Annotated in this window: 16 protein-coding genes; 5 read left to right on the forward strand and 11 right to left on the reverse strand. The window is 71.7% G+C overall.

The window, feature by feature from the left end; translation table 11 throughout:
- Positions 1–87: 87 nt before the first annotated feature.
- Positions 88–1,239, reverse strand: coding sequence for an SDR family oxidoreductase (locus SLV14N_RS13105; protein WP_208681077.1), 1,152 nt, complete (start codon positions 1,237–1,239; stop codon positions 88–90).
- Positions 1,240–1,431: 192 nt separating this feature from the next.
- On the opposite strand from SLV14N_RS13105, the gene SLV14N_RS13110 reads away from it, so the two are divergent.
- Together SLV14N_RS13110 and SLV14N_RS13115 are read left to right on the forward strand one after the other, a co-directional pair.
- A complete protein-coding gene (locus tag SLV14N_RS13110) occupies positions 1,432–2,895 on the forward strand; it encodes a zinc-dependent metalloprotease (RefSeq protein ID WP_208681078.1) in 1,464 nt (487 codons plus the stop codon).
- A complete protein-coding gene (locus tag SLV14N_RS13115; protein ID WP_208681079.1) occupies positions 2,892–3,422 on the forward strand; it encodes an NUDIX hydrolase in 531 nt (176 codons plus the stop codon). The genes SLV14N_RS13110 and SLV14N_RS13115 overlap by 4 nt, the downstream gene beginning before the upstream one ends.
- Before the next feature lie 75 nt (positions 3,423–3,497).
- Here SLV14N_RS13115 and SLV14N_RS13120 read toward each other — a convergent pair whose 3' ends face one another.
- From SLV14N_RS13120 to SLV14N_RS13135, 4 genes are all read right to left on the reverse strand, one after another.
- Positions 3,498–4,256, reverse strand: coding sequence for an AIM24 family protein (locus tag SLV14N_RS13120; protein ID WP_208681080.1), 759 nt, complete (start codon positions 4,254–4,256; stop codon positions 3,498–3,500).
- A 20-nt stretch (positions 4,257–4,276) separates the two neighbouring features.
- Positions 4,277–4,960, reverse strand: coding sequence for an AIM24 family protein (locus SLV14N_RS13125; RefSeq protein WP_208681081.1), 684 nt, complete (start codon positions 4,958–4,960; stop codon positions 4,277–4,279).
- Positions 4,961–4,975: 15 nt separating this feature from the next.
- On the reverse strand, positions 4,976–6,709 hold the full coding sequence (locus SLV14N_RS13130; protein WP_263269400.1) for a TerD family protein: 1,734 nt from the start codon (positions 6,707–6,709) through the stop codon (positions 4,976–4,978).
- 114 nt (positions 6,710–6,823) lie between these two features.
- On the reverse strand, positions 6,824–7,363 hold the full coding sequence (locus SLV14N_RS13135; protein ID WP_259670748.1) for a M48 family metallopeptidase: 540 nt from the start codon (positions 7,361–7,363) through the stop codon (positions 6,824–6,826).
- Between the two features lie 265 nt (positions 7,364–7,628).
- Between SLV14N_RS13135 and SLV14N_RS13140 the strand changes: the two genes are divergently transcribed.
- On the forward strand, positions 7,629–8,777 hold the full coding sequence (locus tag SLV14N_RS13140) for a ThiF family adenylyltransferase (protein ID WP_263269401.1): 1,149 nt from the start codon (positions 7,629–7,631) through the stop codon (positions 8,775–8,777).
- Between the two features lie 35 nt (positions 8,778–8,812).
- Positions 8,813–10,240 (forward strand): AarF/ABC1/UbiB kinase family protein, encoded by a 1,428-nt coding sequence (locus SLV14N_RS13145; protein WP_263269402.1) that lies wholly within the window; start codon positions 8,813–8,815, stop codon positions 10,238–10,240.
- 94 nt (positions 10,241–10,334) lie between these two features.
- Here the strand turns inward: SLV14N_RS13145 and SLV14N_RS13150 are convergent, their stop codons facing one another.
- From SLV14N_RS13150 to SLV14N_RS13170, 5 genes are all read right to left on the reverse strand, one after another.
- On the reverse strand, positions 10,335–10,532 hold the full coding sequence (locus tag SLV14N_RS13150; RefSeq protein WP_263269403.1) for a hypothetical protein: 198 nt from the start codon (positions 10,530–10,532) through the stop codon (positions 10,335–10,337).
- A 104-nt stretch (positions 10,533–10,636) separates the two neighbouring features.
- Positions 10,637–10,954, reverse strand: a complete 318-nt coding sequence (locus tag SLV14N_RS13155; protein ID WP_042148370.1) for a hypothetical protein — start codon at positions 10,952–10,954, stop codon at positions 10,637–10,639.
- Complete coding sequence (locus tag SLV14N_RS13160; protein ID WP_026169602.1) at positions 10,951–11,304, reverse strand: WhiB family transcriptional regulator; 354 nt, start codon at positions 11,302–11,304, stop codon at positions 10,951–10,953. The genes SLV14N_RS13155 and SLV14N_RS13160 overlap by 4 nt, the downstream gene beginning before the upstream one ends.
- Before the next feature lie 118 nt (positions 11,305–11,422).
- Entirely contained in the window at positions 11,423–11,746 is a 324-nt protein-coding gene (locus tag SLV14N_RS13165) for a hypothetical protein (protein WP_263269406.1), read from the reverse strand.
- A 144-nt stretch (positions 11,747–11,890) separates the two neighbouring features.
- Positions 11,891–14,119, reverse strand: coding sequence for an ATP-dependent DNA helicase UvrD2 (locus tag SLV14N_RS13170; protein ID WP_269470883.1), 2,229 nt, complete (start codon positions 14,117–14,119; stop codon positions 11,891–11,893).
- Positions 14,120–14,623: 504 nt separating this feature from the next.
- On the opposite strand from SLV14N_RS13170, the gene SLV14N_RS13175 reads away from it, so the two are divergent.
- Positions 14,624–14,866 carry a mycoredoxin gene (locus tag SLV14N_RS13175; RefSeq protein ID WP_208681087.1) on the forward strand — a complete coding sequence of 81 codons (243 nt, stop codon included), beginning with the start codon at positions 14,624–14,626 and terminating at the stop codon, positions 14,864–14,866.
- A gap of 618 nt (positions 14,867–15,484) precedes the next feature.
- Here the strand turns inward: SLV14N_RS13175 and nudC are convergent.
- Positions 15,485–16,420, reverse strand: coding sequence for an NAD(+) diphosphatase (gene nudC, locus SLV14N_RS13180; RefSeq protein ID WP_208681088.1), 936 nt, complete (start codon positions 16,418–16,420; stop codon positions 15,485–15,487).
- Between the last annotated feature and the right edge of the window lie 3 nt (positions 16,421–16,423).

Genomic DNA, 16,423 nt, shown 5'->3' on the forward strand with positions numbered 1-16,423 from the left:
ACCGGAGGCGCCACGGGAATGGCCGTTTCCGCCGGTCGTCCGGGCCGCCGTATGGAGACTCCTCCAGCCCGGCGGGCCCGGTCCGGCTCAGATACGGCGGCGGGCCTTACGGGCGCGCCGCACCAGAGCGGCGGTGCCCAGGAGGGCGACGGTGGCACCGGCGGCACCCGCGGCGGTGGCGTCCTTGCGGCCGAGCCTGCGGCCGGCGACGGTGTGCCGTCCGGCGACCTCCTCCAGGAGCTCGGCGAGCACCTCCTCGTTCGTCCAGCGGGGACGCCAGCCCGCATCGTGCAACCGGCTGCCGCTCACCACCCACGGGTGCATCGTGTACGCGAGGTCCCCGGCGGGCGACGGCGTCAGGCCGATCCGGTGCAGCCGGGCCGCGGCGCCCAGGGCGACCGAGGACGGCAGCTCCATGCGCCGGATGCCGGACAGCTCCTCGACCTCCTCCTGCTCCAGCCAGCCGTCACAGCCCACCGCCAGCTCGCCGTCGACCTTCTCCAGCGCCGCGTACTCCAGGGCGCTGACCAGGTCCTCGACGTGGCAGAACTGCCAGGCGGGACGGGATCCGGCGACGACCAGGAGGCGGGGCGACTCGAAGTAGCGGGTCAGCGCGGTGTCGGTGCCGCCCACCAGGACGGCGGGGCGCAGCACGGTGACGTTCAGGCCGGGGTGGGCCCGGGGCGCGCGGTGCGCCAGGTGCTCGATCTCCAGGAGGTCGCCGACACCGGTGGCGTCCGCGGTGGCGCGCAGCTCGGCGTCCTCGGCCAGGGGCACATCGTTGTCGGGCAGCGCCCCGTAGACCATGGCGGAGGTGCACAGCACCACCCGGTGGACACCGGCGGCCGCGGCGGCCGTGAGCACGGTCTGGGTGCCGCGCACGTTGTAGGCGGTGCGCGCCGCGTCGTCGGTCTCCAGGTCGAGGTCGAGCGCCAGGTGGACGACGACGTCCGCACCGCGCAGCTTGTCGGCGATGGCCGGGTCCCGGACGTCGAGGACGTGCCAGTGCGCCTCGGCGACGTCGCCGCGCCGCTCGTCGATGGCCACCACCTCCTTGACCTCGTCGGAGGCGACCAGGGCGCGGGTGAGCAGCGCCCCGACTCCGGATGCGGCTCCGGTGACGGCAATGACGGGCCGGCGCAGCGGCCGGTCCGTGGTGCCGCCTGCGTTATCGCCTGCCTTCTCGGTCTGGGCCGCAGCGTTTCGCGCTGCGCGAACGGTCGGATCTGGGGAACTCACCGGGCGTCTCCAGCGGTTGTCTTCAGTGCGAACGTGTGGTCATGCGTACGCACCAGGTGGCGTCCATCCTGCCGCAGCCACCGGGACAGCGAAGCACCGAGCCCCGAAGCGGTCCGGGTGTCTACGCTGGAGGTGATGTCGGGCAGCCGCCGTCGGCCACCTGGTCGGCGGCCCTACGAGCCGAGGAAACCCGTGAGTGACACCCCATTTGGATTCGGCCTTCCGCCGGAGGAGCCGGAGGACGGCGACAACGGCAAGAAGAAGGGCGGCCAGGGAGGTAGCCAGGGCCCCGCGGACCCGTTCGGGTTCGGCGGCGGGAGCGGCGGCGCGGACAATCCGTTCGCGGCGCTCTTCGGCGGCATGGGCGGCCCCGGTGGCGAAATGAACCCTGGAGACCTGGGAGCCGCCTTCCAGAAGCTCGGCCAGATGCTCTCCTACGAGGGCGGCCCGGTGAACTGGGACATGGCCAAGGACATCGCGCGGCAGACCGTCGCGCAGGGCGCCGAGGACGGCAGCAAGGACGCGAGCCTGTCGCCGGGTGAGCGCAGTGCGGTCGAGGAGGCCGTGCGGCTGGCGGATCTGTGGCTGGACGGTGTGACGTCGCTGCCGTCGGGTTCCGGCTCGGTGGTGGCCTGGAGCCGCGCCGAGTGGGTCGAGGAGACCCTCCCGGTGTGGAAGGACCTGGTCAATCCGCTCGCCGAGCGCGTCGGGGCGGCCATGGGCGATGTGCTGCCCGGGGAGATGCAGGCCATGGCGGGCCCGCTGCTCGGGATGATGCGCTCCATGGGCGGCGCGATGTTCGGCACGCAGATCGGCCAGGCGCTGGGCGTGCTGGCCGGCGAGGTCGTCGGTTCGACGGACATCGGACTGCCGCTCGGCCCGGCCGGCAAGGCCGCGCTGCTGCCGGGGAACATCGCGACGTTCGGCGAGGGCCTGGGCGTCCCGGAGGAGGAAGTGCGGCTGTATCTGGCCCTGCGCGAGGCCGCCCACCAGCGGCTCTTCGCGCATGTGCCGTGGCTGCGCTCGCATCTGTTCGGTGCCGTCGAGGGCTATGCGCGCGGCATCAAGGTCGACACGACCAAGCTGGAGGACGTGGTCGGCCAGATCGATCCGCAGCATCCCGAGGAGCTGCAGAACGCCCTTCAGCAGGGCATGTTCCAGCCCGAGGACACTCCGGAGCAGAAGGCGGCGCTGGCCCGTCTGGAGACCGCGCTGGCGCTCGTCGAGGGCTGGGTGGACGCGGTGGTGCACGCCGCCGCCAAGCCGCATCTGCCGTCGGCGGACAGGCTCCGTGAGACGCTGCGGCGGCGCCGGGCGAGCGGTGGGCCCGCCGAGCAGACGTTCTCGACGCTGATCGGTCTGCAGCTGCGTCCGCGGCGGCTGCGGGACGCCTCGCGGCTGTGGGCGTCGCTGACGGACGCGCGGGGCCTGGAGGGCCGCGACGGCCTGTGGGAGCACCCGGACATGCTGCCGACGGCGGCCGATCTGGACGACCCGGACGGGTTTGTGCACCACGAGCAGCCGGACTTCTCCGAGCTCGACAAGATGCTCGGCGAGGCCGCGAGCGGCGGCAAGCCGGATCTGGACAAGCCCGCCCGGGAGAGCGACGGCCCGGACGAGACCCCCGGCGAAAGCAAGGGTGACGGCGACAAGTGAGTCTGCACGAGGATGCGGCGCGGGTGCTCAAGGAGTGGCCCGCGCCGTCCCCCGGACAGGAACAGCTGCGGCTGACCTATCTGGATCATCTCGCCGCCCATCAGGACGGCATGTGGAAGCCCTGCAAGGACGGGCACCTCACGGCCAGCGCGCTGGTGATCGATCCGGCTGGCGGGCGGGTGCTGCTCACCCTGCACCGCAAGCTGGAGATGTGGCTGCAGATGGGCGGCCACTGCGAGCCGGAGGACGCCTCCCTGGCCGATGCGGCGCTGCGTGAGGCGCGTGAGGAGTCGGGGATCGCGCAGGGGCTGACGCTGCTGCCCGGCGGCCCGGTGCGGCTGGACCGTCATCACACGCCCTGCGCCTGGCATTTGGACGTGCAGTACGCGGCGCTGGCGCCCGCGGGCGCGGTGGCGGAGATCAGCGACGAGTCGCTGGACCTGCGGTGGTTCGCGTACGACGAGGTGCCCGGCGTCGCCGATGCGTCGGTCGTGCGCCTGGTGGAGCGCACCCGCGCGCTGCTCTAGACGGCAGCGGTCACGCCTCCCGGCGCCCGTCCCTTCCCGGGGCGGGCGCCGGAGGTGTGTCAGCGGCGGGTCGGCTCAGTTGGTGAAGATGTTGCCCTGGTTCTGTCCCCGGGCGCCCTGCTGGCCCATGCCGAACTGGGCGGCCGCCCCGGAGCCGATGACGGCGTTCTGCGGCGGCAGCAGCTCGCTGGGCTGGACCAGTGCGTAGCCCTGCCCGAGGAAGCTCAGCTCCCAGCCCTCTCCGGTGTTACCGCGCCGGCGGAACACTCCCGAGGAGTGCGTCTGCGCCTGCATCTGGACGCGCAGCGAAGCGGACCAGGCGACCACCGCATCGGCGTCGGCGTTGACGTACTTGTCGGGTGTGACCTGCAGCATCAGCGGCTCGCCGGAGGTCATCAGGGCGACCTTGCCCCGTCCGGAGATGTTGAGCTGGTACTTGCCGGTGCCGGAGATGCCGTACTGGCTGTCGACGGAGACGACCTCCCAGTGGAGGCCGGAGTCCAGCGCCAGGACATAGCTGCTGTCGACGGTCAGGCCGTCGTGGTCGACGTCGACGACATGGACGTACTGGGCGAGGTTGGCCAGATAGACCGTGCCCTGCCCGGAGACGCGCATCAGCTCGAGGCCCTCACCGGAGTGCGCGCGGGTGCGGTGCTGGCCCGGCGTCTGGTAGTTGCCGTCGAATTCGAGCAGTCCCTGATAGGCGACCATCGTGCCCTTACGGGCGAGGACGTCCTCGTGCCCCTGGAGGGCGACGCGCAGCAGCTGGCTGTTCTGCAGGGCGTAGCGGTCCTGGGTCTGTGCCTCGGTGAAGGCGAAAAGCGGACTCTGCATGGCGTGTTCGGTCCTCCCCCTCAGCCCCGGGCCCGGAGCCGGTCGGTGCTGTCCTCGCTGGGCTGGACGACGACGAACCCCTGGCCGGAGAAGCCCAGTTGGTACGCCTCGCCGCTGCCGCGTCCGATCATCGAGGACGCCTTGAAGCTGCGCTTGCCCTTCATCTTCAGGTTGGTCGACCAGGCGACCAGGGCGTCCGGGTCCACATAGGTCTCGTCCTCACCGCGGCCGCAGTCGACGACGATGGGCGTGCCCCGGGAGGTCAGGGCGACCCAGCCGGTGCCCGAGATCTGGACGTTGAAGAGTCCCTGACCGGCGAACTTCGCCATGCCCTTGACGCGCTGCACGCCCCACTGGAGGTGGGCGTCGAGGGCGAGGAGGTTGGTGCCGTTGACGGAGAGGGAGTCGCCGTCGAGGTTGATGCAGACGACGTCGGCGCCGTAGTCGGCGAGGTAGAGCAGACCGTCGCCGGAGCACTTCATCAGGGGCGCGCCTTCGCCGGTGAGCCACTGGGAGGCCATCTGGCGGACGGCGGGTGGGTTCGGCTCGTACTGGACGAAGCCTTCGTAGGCGACCATCGAGCCGGTGCGGGCGAAGATGTCCTGGCCGCTCTGCATGGCGATCTTCACCATGGCGCTGCCGTGGTTCTCCATACGGGCGGCGGGCGGGGTCGGGACGTAGCCCGACAGCTGCTGCTGGTTCATGACGTGCGGGCTCCCTCAGACCTCGTAGGGCTGGACGACGATGAAGTTGCCGGGCGCACCGCGGAACTGGAGGTTCACGGTCTCGCCGGAGTGGCCCGGGTAGGCGTGCCGGCGCAGGCTCACCTGGCTGGAGATGATCACCTGCGAGGCGGCGGACCAGGCCACGATGGCGTTGGCGTCGGCGAAGGTGGTCGGGGTGACCGGCAGCACGACCGGGGTGCCCTGGGTCTTGACGACGACGGTGCCGGTCCCCTGGAACTGCATGGTGAACAGGGCGCCACCGGGGATGCCGTGGCCCTCGATTCGGCGGACCTCGTGCTGCAGCGACTCGTCGAAGGCGAGGACGGCCTCGGCGGACACACAGATGGCGTCGCCCTGCAGCTCGATGGGGTGCACATGGGCGCTGTTCTCCGCGAAGAACACCTGGCCCTGGCCGGAGCAGCGCATCAGCTGCATTTCCTGGCCGGTGGCGTTGCCGACGATCCGGCCGCGGAAGCCGGCGCCCTTGTAGCCGAAGTCGACCTTGCCCTGGTAGAGCACCATGCTGCCCTGGCGGGCGAGCACCGGCTGGCCGTCGATGCCGAGGTCGACGCGGATCAGCCTGCTGCTCTGGGGCGTCCAGCGCTGGCCGGTGGGGCTTTCCTTGTACTTGTCCAGTACGACACCGAGGCCGGGGCCGCCACCCTGAGGCACGGCCGGCGTCTGACCGCCCCCATAGGGGGCGCCCGGGGGCTGCTGTCCCGGCTGGCCGTACGGGGCGGGCTGGCCCTGCGGGGCACCGTATCCGCCGGGCGGCGGCGCGGGCTGTCCGTAGGGAGGCGCCTGCGGGGCCTGCTGGCCGGGGTAGCCGCCGGGTGCGGGCTGCGGCGGGCCGTACGGGTCCTGACCGGGCGCCGGCTGGCCGTACGGGGCCGGCGGCTGCTGCGCGGGCACACCGGGCGGCGGGACCGGGCCGGCCGGCGGGGCCATGGGCGCAGCGAGGGTAGGCGCGTTGTGGACCTGCGGTGCGGTGGGCTGCGGGGACTGCGGTGCGGCCGGGGGTGCTTCCTGCGGCGGGCTCTGGGGCCGGCCCTGGGGCGGGCCGAATTCGGGCGCGGGCTGCGGGGCTGGCGCCGCGGCGGGCACCCCGAAGGACGGCGCGGGGGCGGCAGGCCCGGACGGCGGGGCGAAGCCCGGCACGCCCTGTGCCGTGGTGGGCGGCTCGGGCTGCGCCTCGGCCTCTTCGGCGACCTCGCCGCCGAAGTTCTTCAGCAGCGCCTCGAGGCCGCCGTCGAAGCCCTGGCCGACCGCGGCGAACCGCCAGACGTCCTTGAGGTAGAAGTCGCCGAGCATGACGGCGCGTTCGGTGCTGAACTCGCTGCCCGTGAAGGAGTAGCGGGCGACCTCTTCGCCGCCGGCCACGATCCGGACGTAGCCGGGGCCGATCTGCGAGACCTGCCCGTCGCCGTCCAGCGCGGCGGTGAAGGAGAGCTTCTGGATGTGCGGCGGGATCTTGTCGAGGGTGACCCGGAACGATTCGCTGTCGCCGGCCTGCGCGCCGAGCAGCTGGATCGACTCCTCGGGCGAGGTGGGCTGGTTGAAGAAGATGAAGTACCGGTCGTCGGAGAGCCGCTCGTCGGCGTCCAGGCCGAAGCAGCTGATGTCGAAGCTCAGGCCGGGCCCGGCGATCTGCACACCGACGTACAGATCCGTTCCCGCCGTCAGATCACTGATCTTGGCCTTGTGGCCCCGCTGGAATTCCCTGGCCATACGTAACGCCCGTCCCCCGCTCCGGCTGTGAGTTCTTCTGCGCCGCCAGGCTAACCGCTGGCGCCGACAGCGGGCGATGCCGGGGCGCGGCGGATCTCGTCCGGCTGCGCTCCCTCATTCACCGCGGGCGACGGGAAGATGGGGCAGCCGGTCGGCCGCGACCACCCCTTCGAGGTAGCCACGGGCCCGCTCCGTACGGGGGTAGGACTCCAGAAGCCGCCAGAACCGGGGGCCGTGGCCGGGGACCAGCAGATGGGCGAGTTCGTGCAGCAGGACGTAGTCGATGACGTACTCCGGCATGCCCTGGAGACGGTGCGAGAGGCGGATGCTGCCCTCGGCCGGGGTGCACGATCCCCAGCGGGTGTTCTGGTTGGTCACCCAGCGCACCGAGGCGGGGCAGGCCCGGCCGTCCAGGTACTGACCGGACAGCCGCCGGGCGCGCTCGGCCAGCTCGCCGTCGCCCAGCATCCGCTTGCTCTCCTGGGCGGCGAGCTTGTCCAGCATGACGGTGACCCAGCGCCGCTCCTCGGCCTCGGACATACGGGCCGGAATCAGGACAACCGTGCGGTCGCCCTCGCGGTACGCGGAGACCGTTCTGCGCCGTCGTGAACTGCGGCGCACCTCGACGGCGCTGGTGCCCGGTCCACCGGCCACGGGGCTCGGGGCAGCCCCGCGCGAGGTGTCAGCGGCGCGGCGCAGAGGGGTTTCCCCCGGGCCGTGGGCGGAAGGGTCGGCGGGCACGCGCCCGACGTTACCCGCTGGCGCGGCGGGAAGTCCCGCCCCGCGGACGGTTCGCCATCGAACCACTCCATGGCGTGCACCGCTTGTATGAACATTGCCCACTGCCTGTGGATAACTTCCGCGCCGATCCGCCGCGGGGCGCATGCTGGGAGCCGGACGACGAAGGACGGGGGCGGAGATGAGGCATCCGATGCTCAAGCCCGCGCTGCGGCGCGGCTGGCGGGACAGGGAAACGGTGCGGTTCGGGGTGGCGCCGGCGCATGCGTTGGTGGTCGGCCCGGTGGACACGGCGACCGGCAGTTTCCTCTCACTGATCGACGGCACCCGCACCATGCAGCAACTGATCGAGGAGGCGGCGTTACTGGACCTCCCGCCCGAGCATGTGCGGGGTGTGGTGGACCGGCTCGGCGCCGCCGGGCTGCTGGAAGCCCCCACCGCGGGCGGTCCGGCGGCAGAGGCCGTACGGGCGGACCATGCCGCTTTCGAGCGGCTGCGTCCCGATCTGGCCTCCCTCTCGGTGCAGCATCCGGAGCCCGCGGGCGGGCTGGGCCGGATGGGAGCACGCCGGGCGATCCGGGCCCGGGTCAAGGGCGCGGGCCGTGTCGGCGCCGCGGTCGCGGCACTGCTCTCGGCCTCGGGGGTCGGGCGGGTGGAGGTGTTCGACGGTGGCACGGTCCAGCCGTGGGACGCGCTGCCCGGCGGGCTGCCGGCCGAGCGGATCGGCGAGCGGCGGCGCACTGCCGCGCAACGGCTGGTCCAGCAGTCCTCTCCCTGGAGCCGTACTCCACGGCCGAGGGTCCCGGTCAGCGAATCGGGCGAACCCGGACTGTCGCTCCTGGTGCTGGCCCCGCGGGACGGGCTCGGCGCGTACGCCCCCGACCCGGTGCTGTCCGAGCCGTTGCTCATCGCCGGCATCCCACATCTTTACGCGGGGGTGATCGAGGGCACGGGTGTGGTGGGTCCGTTGGTGCTGCCCGGCGGTTCGGCCTGTGCCCGCTGCGACGAGCTGCGTCGTACGGACGCGGAGCCGGCCTGGCCGCGGTTGCTTGCGCAGTGGCGGTCGGGGCGTGGTGCACCCGCGGTTCCGGCCTGCGATGCCGCGCTGGCAACAACGGTCGCGGGGATCGCCGCCGTCCAGGCGCTGGCGTTCCTCGATGGCGAACTCCCGCCGTGCACAGGGGCACGGATGGAGCTTGCGGCACCGTGTGCGAGCGTGCGGACGGTGCGGATCGAGCCTCATCCGGACTGCGGCTGTGGCGCTGCCGCTTCACTGAGTGCGGCGGGCGCCTCGGATCCTCAGCCGGAACACGCCACAATGACGGAGTAACCCCGGTAGGGGGACAGTGTGAGTTGGAGGGGCGCATGTCTGATCTTCCCCGCAAGGCGGTCACCCGCACCGCCAAGCTGGCCGCGCTGCCACTGGGGTTCGCCGGCCGCGCCACCTGGGGCCTGGGCAAGCGGATCGGCGGCAGATCCGCCGAGATCGTCGGCCGTGAGCTCCAACAGCGCACCGCGGAACAGCTCTTCAAAGTGCTCGGCGAGCTGAAGGGCGGGGCGATGAAGTTCGGGCAGGCGCTGTCCGTCTTCGAGTCGGCGCTGCCCGAGGAGGTCGCCGGGCCCTATCGCGCCGCCCTGACGAAGCTTCAGGAGGCGGCGCCACCGATGCCGACGAGCACGGTGCACGCGGTGCTGGCGGAGCAGCTCGGCGAGGACTGGCAGGAGCTGTTCGAGGAGTTCGAGGACAAGCCTGCCGCGGCCGCCTCGATCGGGCAGGTGCACCGGGGGGTGTGGCACGACGGCCGCGAGGTGGCCGTCAAGGTGCAGTATCCGGGTGCCGGCCAGGCGCTGCTGTCGGACCTGTCGCAGCTGAGCCGGTTCGCCCGGCTGCTGGGTCCGCTGATCCCGGGCATGGACATCAAGCCGCTGATCACCGAGCTGCGCGACCGGGTGTCGGAGGAGCTGGACTACTCCCTGGAGGCGGAGGCCCAGCGGGCACATGCCGAGGAGTTCGCCGACGACCCGGACGTGGTGGTGCCGGCCGTGGTCCACCAGTGCGACCAGGTACTGGTGACGGAGTGGATGGCGGGGGTGCCGCTGTCCGAGGTGATCGCGGAGGGCACCGACGAACAGCGGGACCGGGCCGGTCAGCTCCTGGCACGCTTCCTCTTCTCCGGCCCCGCCCGTACGGGCCTGCTGCACGCCGACCCGCATCCGGGCAACTTCCGGCTGCTGGCCGGGGACTTCCCGGACGGCCCCGTGGAGGAGTGGCGGCTGGGGGTGCTGGACTTCGGCACCGTCGACCGGCTCCCCGAGGGGCTGCCGCCGACGATCGGCACCTCTTTGCGGATGACGCTGGACGGCGAGGCGGACGCCGTCTACCAGCTTTTGTGCGAGGAGGGCTTCGTCAAGGAGTCCATCGAGCTGGACCCGGACGCGGTGCTGGAGTATCTGCTGCCGATCATCGAACCCGCGCAGGTGGACGAGTTCACCTTCACCCGGGGCTGGATGCGCCATCAGGCGGCCCGGGTGGGCGATCCCCGCTCCCCCGCCCACCAGTTGGGCAAACAGCTCAATCTGCCGCCCGCCTACCTCCTGATCCACCGTGTGACCCTGAGCACGATCGGGGTGCTGTGCCAGTTGGGGGCGACGGTACGACTGCGCGACGAACTCGAGGCATGGATGCCCGGCTTCGTGCCCGAGCAGGAGCCGGCCGGCTCGGACCTCACCGACTTCGGCACCATCGTCGGCGCGGACATCGGTGAGGAGGCCGTCGAAGGATCCACGGCCTGAGCCCGCCCGCCGGGCCGCACCGCCTCGGCCGCCCGCTCCCGCGGCGGAGCGGGCGCGGCGGCCCGGGGCTCACCGGCCTCCGTGGCGCGAGGCCTCACCACCAGCTCGAATCCAGGCGTCCCTCGATGGCCCGGATGTTCTCCCGCGCGCAGTGGTCACAGAAGTAGCGGCGTTCACCGTTCTCGACGGAGCAGGTCCAGGTCGTCGGGGTTCCCTCGGCCACCGCGCCGCAGCCCGCGCACACCGTGCCGTCGTCGGCCAACTCCGCCTGTTCATGCGTCTTCTGGTCCATCGCCCGACGATAGCCCCGCCAACCGTAGGAAGCGGGACATAACGCACCACGGGGCCCGCCCTGTCGGACGGACCCCGTTGTGTGGCGGCATCAGCGCGACGCCGTTACTGCATCACGGCCATGGCCAGCGCACGGCGGGCACGCAGCGACGCGCGCTCGGCGCGACGCTGCATACGCCGCGCGGCGGCGAGCCGATGAGCCCTGCGTTCCGATTCGGCCTCCCGGAGGCGTTCGTGCATATGAGCACGCGCCAGGGCTTCTGGGATGAGTTGCATTGCGTGGTTCCTGTTCTGACGCGACTCGATCACGTCGGTGTTCACGGGGACGGGTGTGTCGGTGAAAGTCGGGTTCATCGTGAGGTCCTGCTTCTGGGGATCCCGTGTGAGGGGACGGTCGATCGTTCCTGTGCCGATGGTGTTCATGCCGCAACCGGGTTCTTACGCGGACGGCCACGCGGACGCTTCCGCGGCACGACGACACCCTGGACGAAGAGCTCGCCGCCCCAGACACCCCACGGCTCACGGCGGTCCTTGGCACCGGCGAGACAGGCCTCACGGACGGGGCAGGTCTGGCACAGCGTCTTGGCGTACTCGACGTCGGCCGGGGACTCGGCGAAGAAGACCTCCGGGTCGTAGGTACGGCACGGAACAGCGGCGCCGAGGCGGTCGATCTCGTCGTCGAGCTCGGTGAGGGGCAGCAAGGAGTTCTCCTGAGGGTCGGGCGGAGGGATCAGGTCGGTTGCTACGGACGGGGTGTGCGTCTGGAGTTGCACGGTGGTGTGTTCCTCGTCTGTTCGGCCCGGCTGGTGGCGGGCGCATGGGCAAACAAAAGGGCCGCGGATCCCGGTGTGGGTTCCGCGGCCCTGGAAGGTGCCGACCTGATCGTGCCGATCAGGCTGGATCTCTCCAGGGTTCGAGGCCGCGGTAGGCCCACATTTCATGCTGCGTCTGGTACTGCTTCCGGGATCCGGCACCATTGGCCGCCGCGAAGACAAAGGCATTCGCCGATGCCGCCGCTGCTGCTGCCGCAGGTGCCTCGGTCGGTCGCGCGGTGCGCTCACTGCGCGTCAGCACAGCGAGGGACTCGGGGCGCACGACCTCGGTACCGGACAGGCGGCCGAAGCCGGACAGACCGGTGCCAGGGAGCGAGGAGCCGAGCGTGCAGGTGGCGACGACCGAGAGATCGGTCATTTTGGTCTCGATAATGCTGATCACTGGGCTCGCCTCCTCTCGGCGTCTCGGTGGACCGGGAATCCCGTTCCAGGGTGTTCAAGTACAGCACGGATCCATCGGATCTCGGAAGGTTCCGTTGTCTCCGTTGCTCTCGAAGGCTATGGGGATGCGCTCCGCGCGCGCAAACTATTTTTTCGACGAGTTTTTCGCGGCGCCTCCGGGCCCCTCCTCCGCGACCCCCGCGAGCTCCTCGCCGGCACAGATTGCCAGCACATCGCTGCCGTAGCGGTCGAACTTCCGCCGCCCCACTCCTGAGATGACGGCAAGCTCCGATTCGGTTCCCGGAACGGCCTCCGCGATCGCCATCAGTGTCTTGTCGGTGAAGACGCAGTACGCGGGCTGCCGGGAGCGCGCGGCCTGCTCGGCCCGCCACTCGCACAGCCGCTCGTACAGCGCCTCGTCCAGCTCCGAAGGGCAGTCCTCACACCGCATCAGCTTCATCTCGCCCGCGTCCGTGAGCGTCCTGTTGCAGACCCGGCAGCGGGCCGGGCTGCGGTGCTTGGGGCGCCGTGCCACCGCCGCCGCCCCCTCACCGCGCTCGACGCCCCCTGAGACCGCGCCCGGTGTGCGGCGGCCCGCCACCGCCCCGGAGCCCGGCCGCAGGCCGCTCAGGAAGCGGCTGGCGCGGCGGGAGGCCCGCCCGCCCGGAGAGCGCGCCAGCGACCAGGACAGCCCCAGATGCAGCCGGGCGCGAGTGACGCCGACATACAGCAGCCGGCGTTCCTCCTCTATCTGCTCGTCGGTCCTGGCGTAGGTGATCGGCATCATGCCTTCGGTGAGACCGACCAGGAAGACGGCCTCCCACTCCAGGCCCTTGGCGGCGTGCAGGGACGCGAGGGTCACGCCTTCGACCGTTGGGGCGTGCTGCGCGTTGGCCCGCTCGTCCATTTCGGCGACGAGGTCGGCGAGGGTGGCTGTGGGCCGGGCCTCGGCGAAGTCCTCTGCGAGCCGCACCAGGGCCGCCAGGGATTCCCAGCGGTCCCGCACCGCCCCGGAACCGGCCGGGGGCCGGCTGGCCCAGCCCATGTCGCTGAGCACCGCCCGCACCTCGGACGGCAGGTCCACCGCGTCGTCGAGCAGCGCGTCGTTGGACCCGAAGCGGGCGGCGCCCCGCAGCTTGACGCCGGCCTCGCGCACCTCCGGCCGCTCGAAGAACCGCTCGGCGCCCCGCAGCTGATACGGCACGCCGACATCGGCCAGCGCCTGCTCATAGACCTCGGACTGGGCGTTGATGCGGAAGAGGACGGCGATCTCACCGGCCGACACACCGGAAGCGATCAGGTCACGGATCCGGCGGGCGGTGCCCTCGGCCTCGGCGGGCTCGTCGGCGTACTCCGTGTACACGGGCTCGGGGCCCGCCTCGCGCTGCGAGATCAGCTCCAGGCGGTGCTCGGCGGCACGCCCCTGGGCCTGGGAGAGCAGGCCGTTGGCGAGATGCACGACCTGGGGGCTGGAGCGGTAGTCGCGGACGAGCTTGACGACCGTCGCGTTCGGATGGCGGGTGCGGAAGTTGAGGAGGTGGTCGGGGGTGGCGCCGGTGAAACTGTAGATCGTCTGGCTGGCGTCGCCGACCACGCAGAGGTTGTCGCGGTCCCCCAGCCACAGCTCCAGCAGCCGCTGCTGGAGCGGGCTGACGTCCTGGTACTCATCGACGACGAAGTGCTGATACTGCGCACGGACCTGCTCGGCGATGTCGTGCCGGTCCTGCAGCACACCGACCGTGAGCAGCAGCACATCCTCGAAGTCGATGCTGCCCCGGTCGCGCTTGAGCTGTTCGTACGTCCCGTAGATCTGCCCGATCTCGGCCGGGTCGCGCGGGGCCTCACGGCCCGCCTTGGCGACCGCCGCCGGATAGTCCGCCGGGACGGTCTGGGTGACCTTGGACCACTCGATCTCGGCCGTGACATCGCGCAGCTCATTGCGGTCGAGCCGGATGCGGCAGCGGGCGGCGGCCTCGGCGACGAGCTGGATCTTGCGCTCCAGCAGCCGCGGAACCTCGCCGCCGACGGCCTTCGGCCAGAAGAACTGGAGCTGCCGCAGGGCCGCGGAGTGGAACGTCCTGGCCTGGACCCCGCCCGCGCCGAGCTGGCGCAGTCGGCCGCGCATCTCGCCGGCCGCGCGGGCCGTGAACGTGACAGCGAGCACACTCGCGGGCTGCAGAATTCCGGCCCGTACCCCGTAAGCGATCCGGTGGGTGATCGCGCGGGTCTTGCCCGTGCCGGCACCCGCCAGCACGCACACCGGACCGTGCAGAGCCGTCGCGACCTCGCGCTGCTCGGGGTCGAGCCCGTCGAGCACCCCGTCCGCCGAGTCAGGCACCTGCGGGAAAAGAGAGGAGTCCGTTGCTGCTGTCACCCCGCCATGCTGCCAGGTCCGCCGAGACGCCCGGGAAACCTGTCCACAGCCGCCGGGCCCCGGTCGTACGCATCCCGTCTGCTGTGGACAACGGACGGTGCGGGGCTGCGGCGGGTGCTTTGCTTGGTTCCGGCGGTCGGAGGGCGGCGGGCGGGCGCCGATCGCGCAGGCGTCGGCGGATTGTCGGCGGGGCAAGGTGCGGGGCTGGGGCTGGGGACAGCTTTGAGGGGTGGCTCTGGTCGGTGGGGGGCGTGGGGTGGGGTGGGGCGGGGGCGGGGGCGGGGGTCCCCCAGCTAGTTGGCGCAGACCCCGGCAGCCGGCGTGCGAGAGGGTGGGCGAGCTCTGCCCCCACGCAGCCCGCGGGGCGCCCTCGTCGCCTTGCCGGCGCAGGCCACTCGGGGCGCCGGGAATGGCTGAGGGGTGATGCGCGTTGAGTTGCTTGGCCGCGCCGGGTACGGATGCGGGTGGTATTGGATCAAGACTTATCGAAGGAGCGCAGGGCGCATGGCGGGCACTGTGACGATGTACAGCACGACCTGGTGCGGTTACTGCCGTCGGCTGAAGGGCCAGATGGACCGCGAGGGCATCGCATACACCGAGATCAACATCGAGCAGGACCCGGAGTCCGCGGCGTTCGTGGAGAAGGCGAACGGCGGCAACCAGACGGTGCCGACCGTGCTGTTCCCGGATGGGTCGACGCTGACCAACCCGTCCTTGGCGCAGGTCAAGGAGAAGGTCGGGGCCTGAGCGCCGGACGCTTCACCGCCGCCTTGACGGAGTGACCGCTCCGCTTGGCGGCGGGGTGGGCGGTGGGCGGCTCAGCTGCCTGGAGGGCTATACGGCCACCGTGGCTGCTGTGGGGCTCCTGACACACGCAGCGAGGCCGTCTCCCCAGTGGTACGCCGCCCCGCGCGAGCAGCTTCGTCCGGGGCGCTCCAGGGCGGCAGCCCGGATCCACGGGAACCGGTCCTGTCCCGCGTGAGTAGCTTCGTACCGCATGCGACCGTGAGCGGTCTCATGCCGTATGCGCGGCCCCGATCCGTACCAGTGGCTTCCTGCGCATGATCGTTTCCAAGGGCCGTCGGCCGTCCCGCCCAAGGCATCCGGTCGGCGGCCCTTGTCCGTGCCTCATGGGGTCGGGACATCCCGGCGTATCAGGCCGTCCCGATGGTCAGGTCCGAAGCGGGACGCCCGGACATCGGGACGCCCCGACATCCGGACGCCGGACCACCACGGCGCCAGACCACCACGGCGCCAGACCACCACGGCGCCAGACCACCACGGCGTCAAGGCCACCACGGCGTCAAGGCATCACGGCGCCAGACGTGCCGGTCCCCTGTGCACCGGCCGCGCCGTCCCCCCCGCTCACGGCTTGGGCAGCGGCTTGCCGTACCAGAGTTCGATGAGGCGGGCGGCGATGGAGATGCCGTACGGCGGGAGGACCTCGCCGGATTCGAAGGCGGCGCGCAGGTCCTCACGGGAGAACCAGCGGGCCTCCTCGATTTCCTCGCCGTCGACCTGGATCTCGGAGGAGGTGGCGCGCGCCATGAAGCCCAGCATCAGGCTGGAGGGGAAGGGCCAGGGCTGGCTGGCGATGTATTCGACGTCGCCGACGACGACGCCGGCCTCCTCGAAGACCTCGCGGGCCACCGACTGCTCGATGGACTCCCCCGGCTCGACGAAGCCCGCGAGGGTGGAGAAGCGGCCCTCGGGCCAGTGGACCTGGCGGCCCAGGAGAGCGCGGTCCTCCTCGTCGGTGACGAGCATGATCACGGCCGGGTCGGTGCGCGGGTAGTGCTCCGCGCCGCAGGCGGGGCAGCGGCGGATATGGCCGGCGGCGGCGATGACGGTGCGTTCGCCGCAGCGTGAGCAGAAGCGGTGCAGCCGCTGCCAGTTCTCGAGGGCGACGGCGTGGACGAGGAGGCCGGCGTCGCGGGGGGAGAGCAGCAGGCCGGCCTCGCGCAGGCCCGCCGGGCGCGCGGGCTGGTCCATGCGGCCGGGCAGCGAGTCCTTCTGGAGGGCGAAGTAGCTGACGCCGTCGTCGTCGGTGCCGAGGTAGTAGCGGTGCGCCTCGGTCAGCGGCGCCTCGAAGGACGGCGTCATGATCAGCTCGGTGCGGCCGTCGGGGGTGTCGTCGATCAGCGCCTGACCACCGGACACCACGAAGACGCGCGTCGTCGGGTGGCTCCAGGCCGCCGCCAGCCAGGCCTCGTCGAGGCGGTGATGGGCGGAGCGGTCGATTCCGCTCGGCGCGCTGAAGGTGAGCGGCCGGTCGGCGCTGTGGTCGGTCCAGGTGGTCACTGC

It is taken from the genome of Streptomyces sp. Je 1-4 4N24 (genome assembly GCF_026239515.1).
Taxonomy (GTDB): domain Bacteria; phylum Actinomycetota; class Actinomycetes; order Streptomycetales; family Streptomycetaceae; genus Streptomyces; species Streptomyces nigrescens.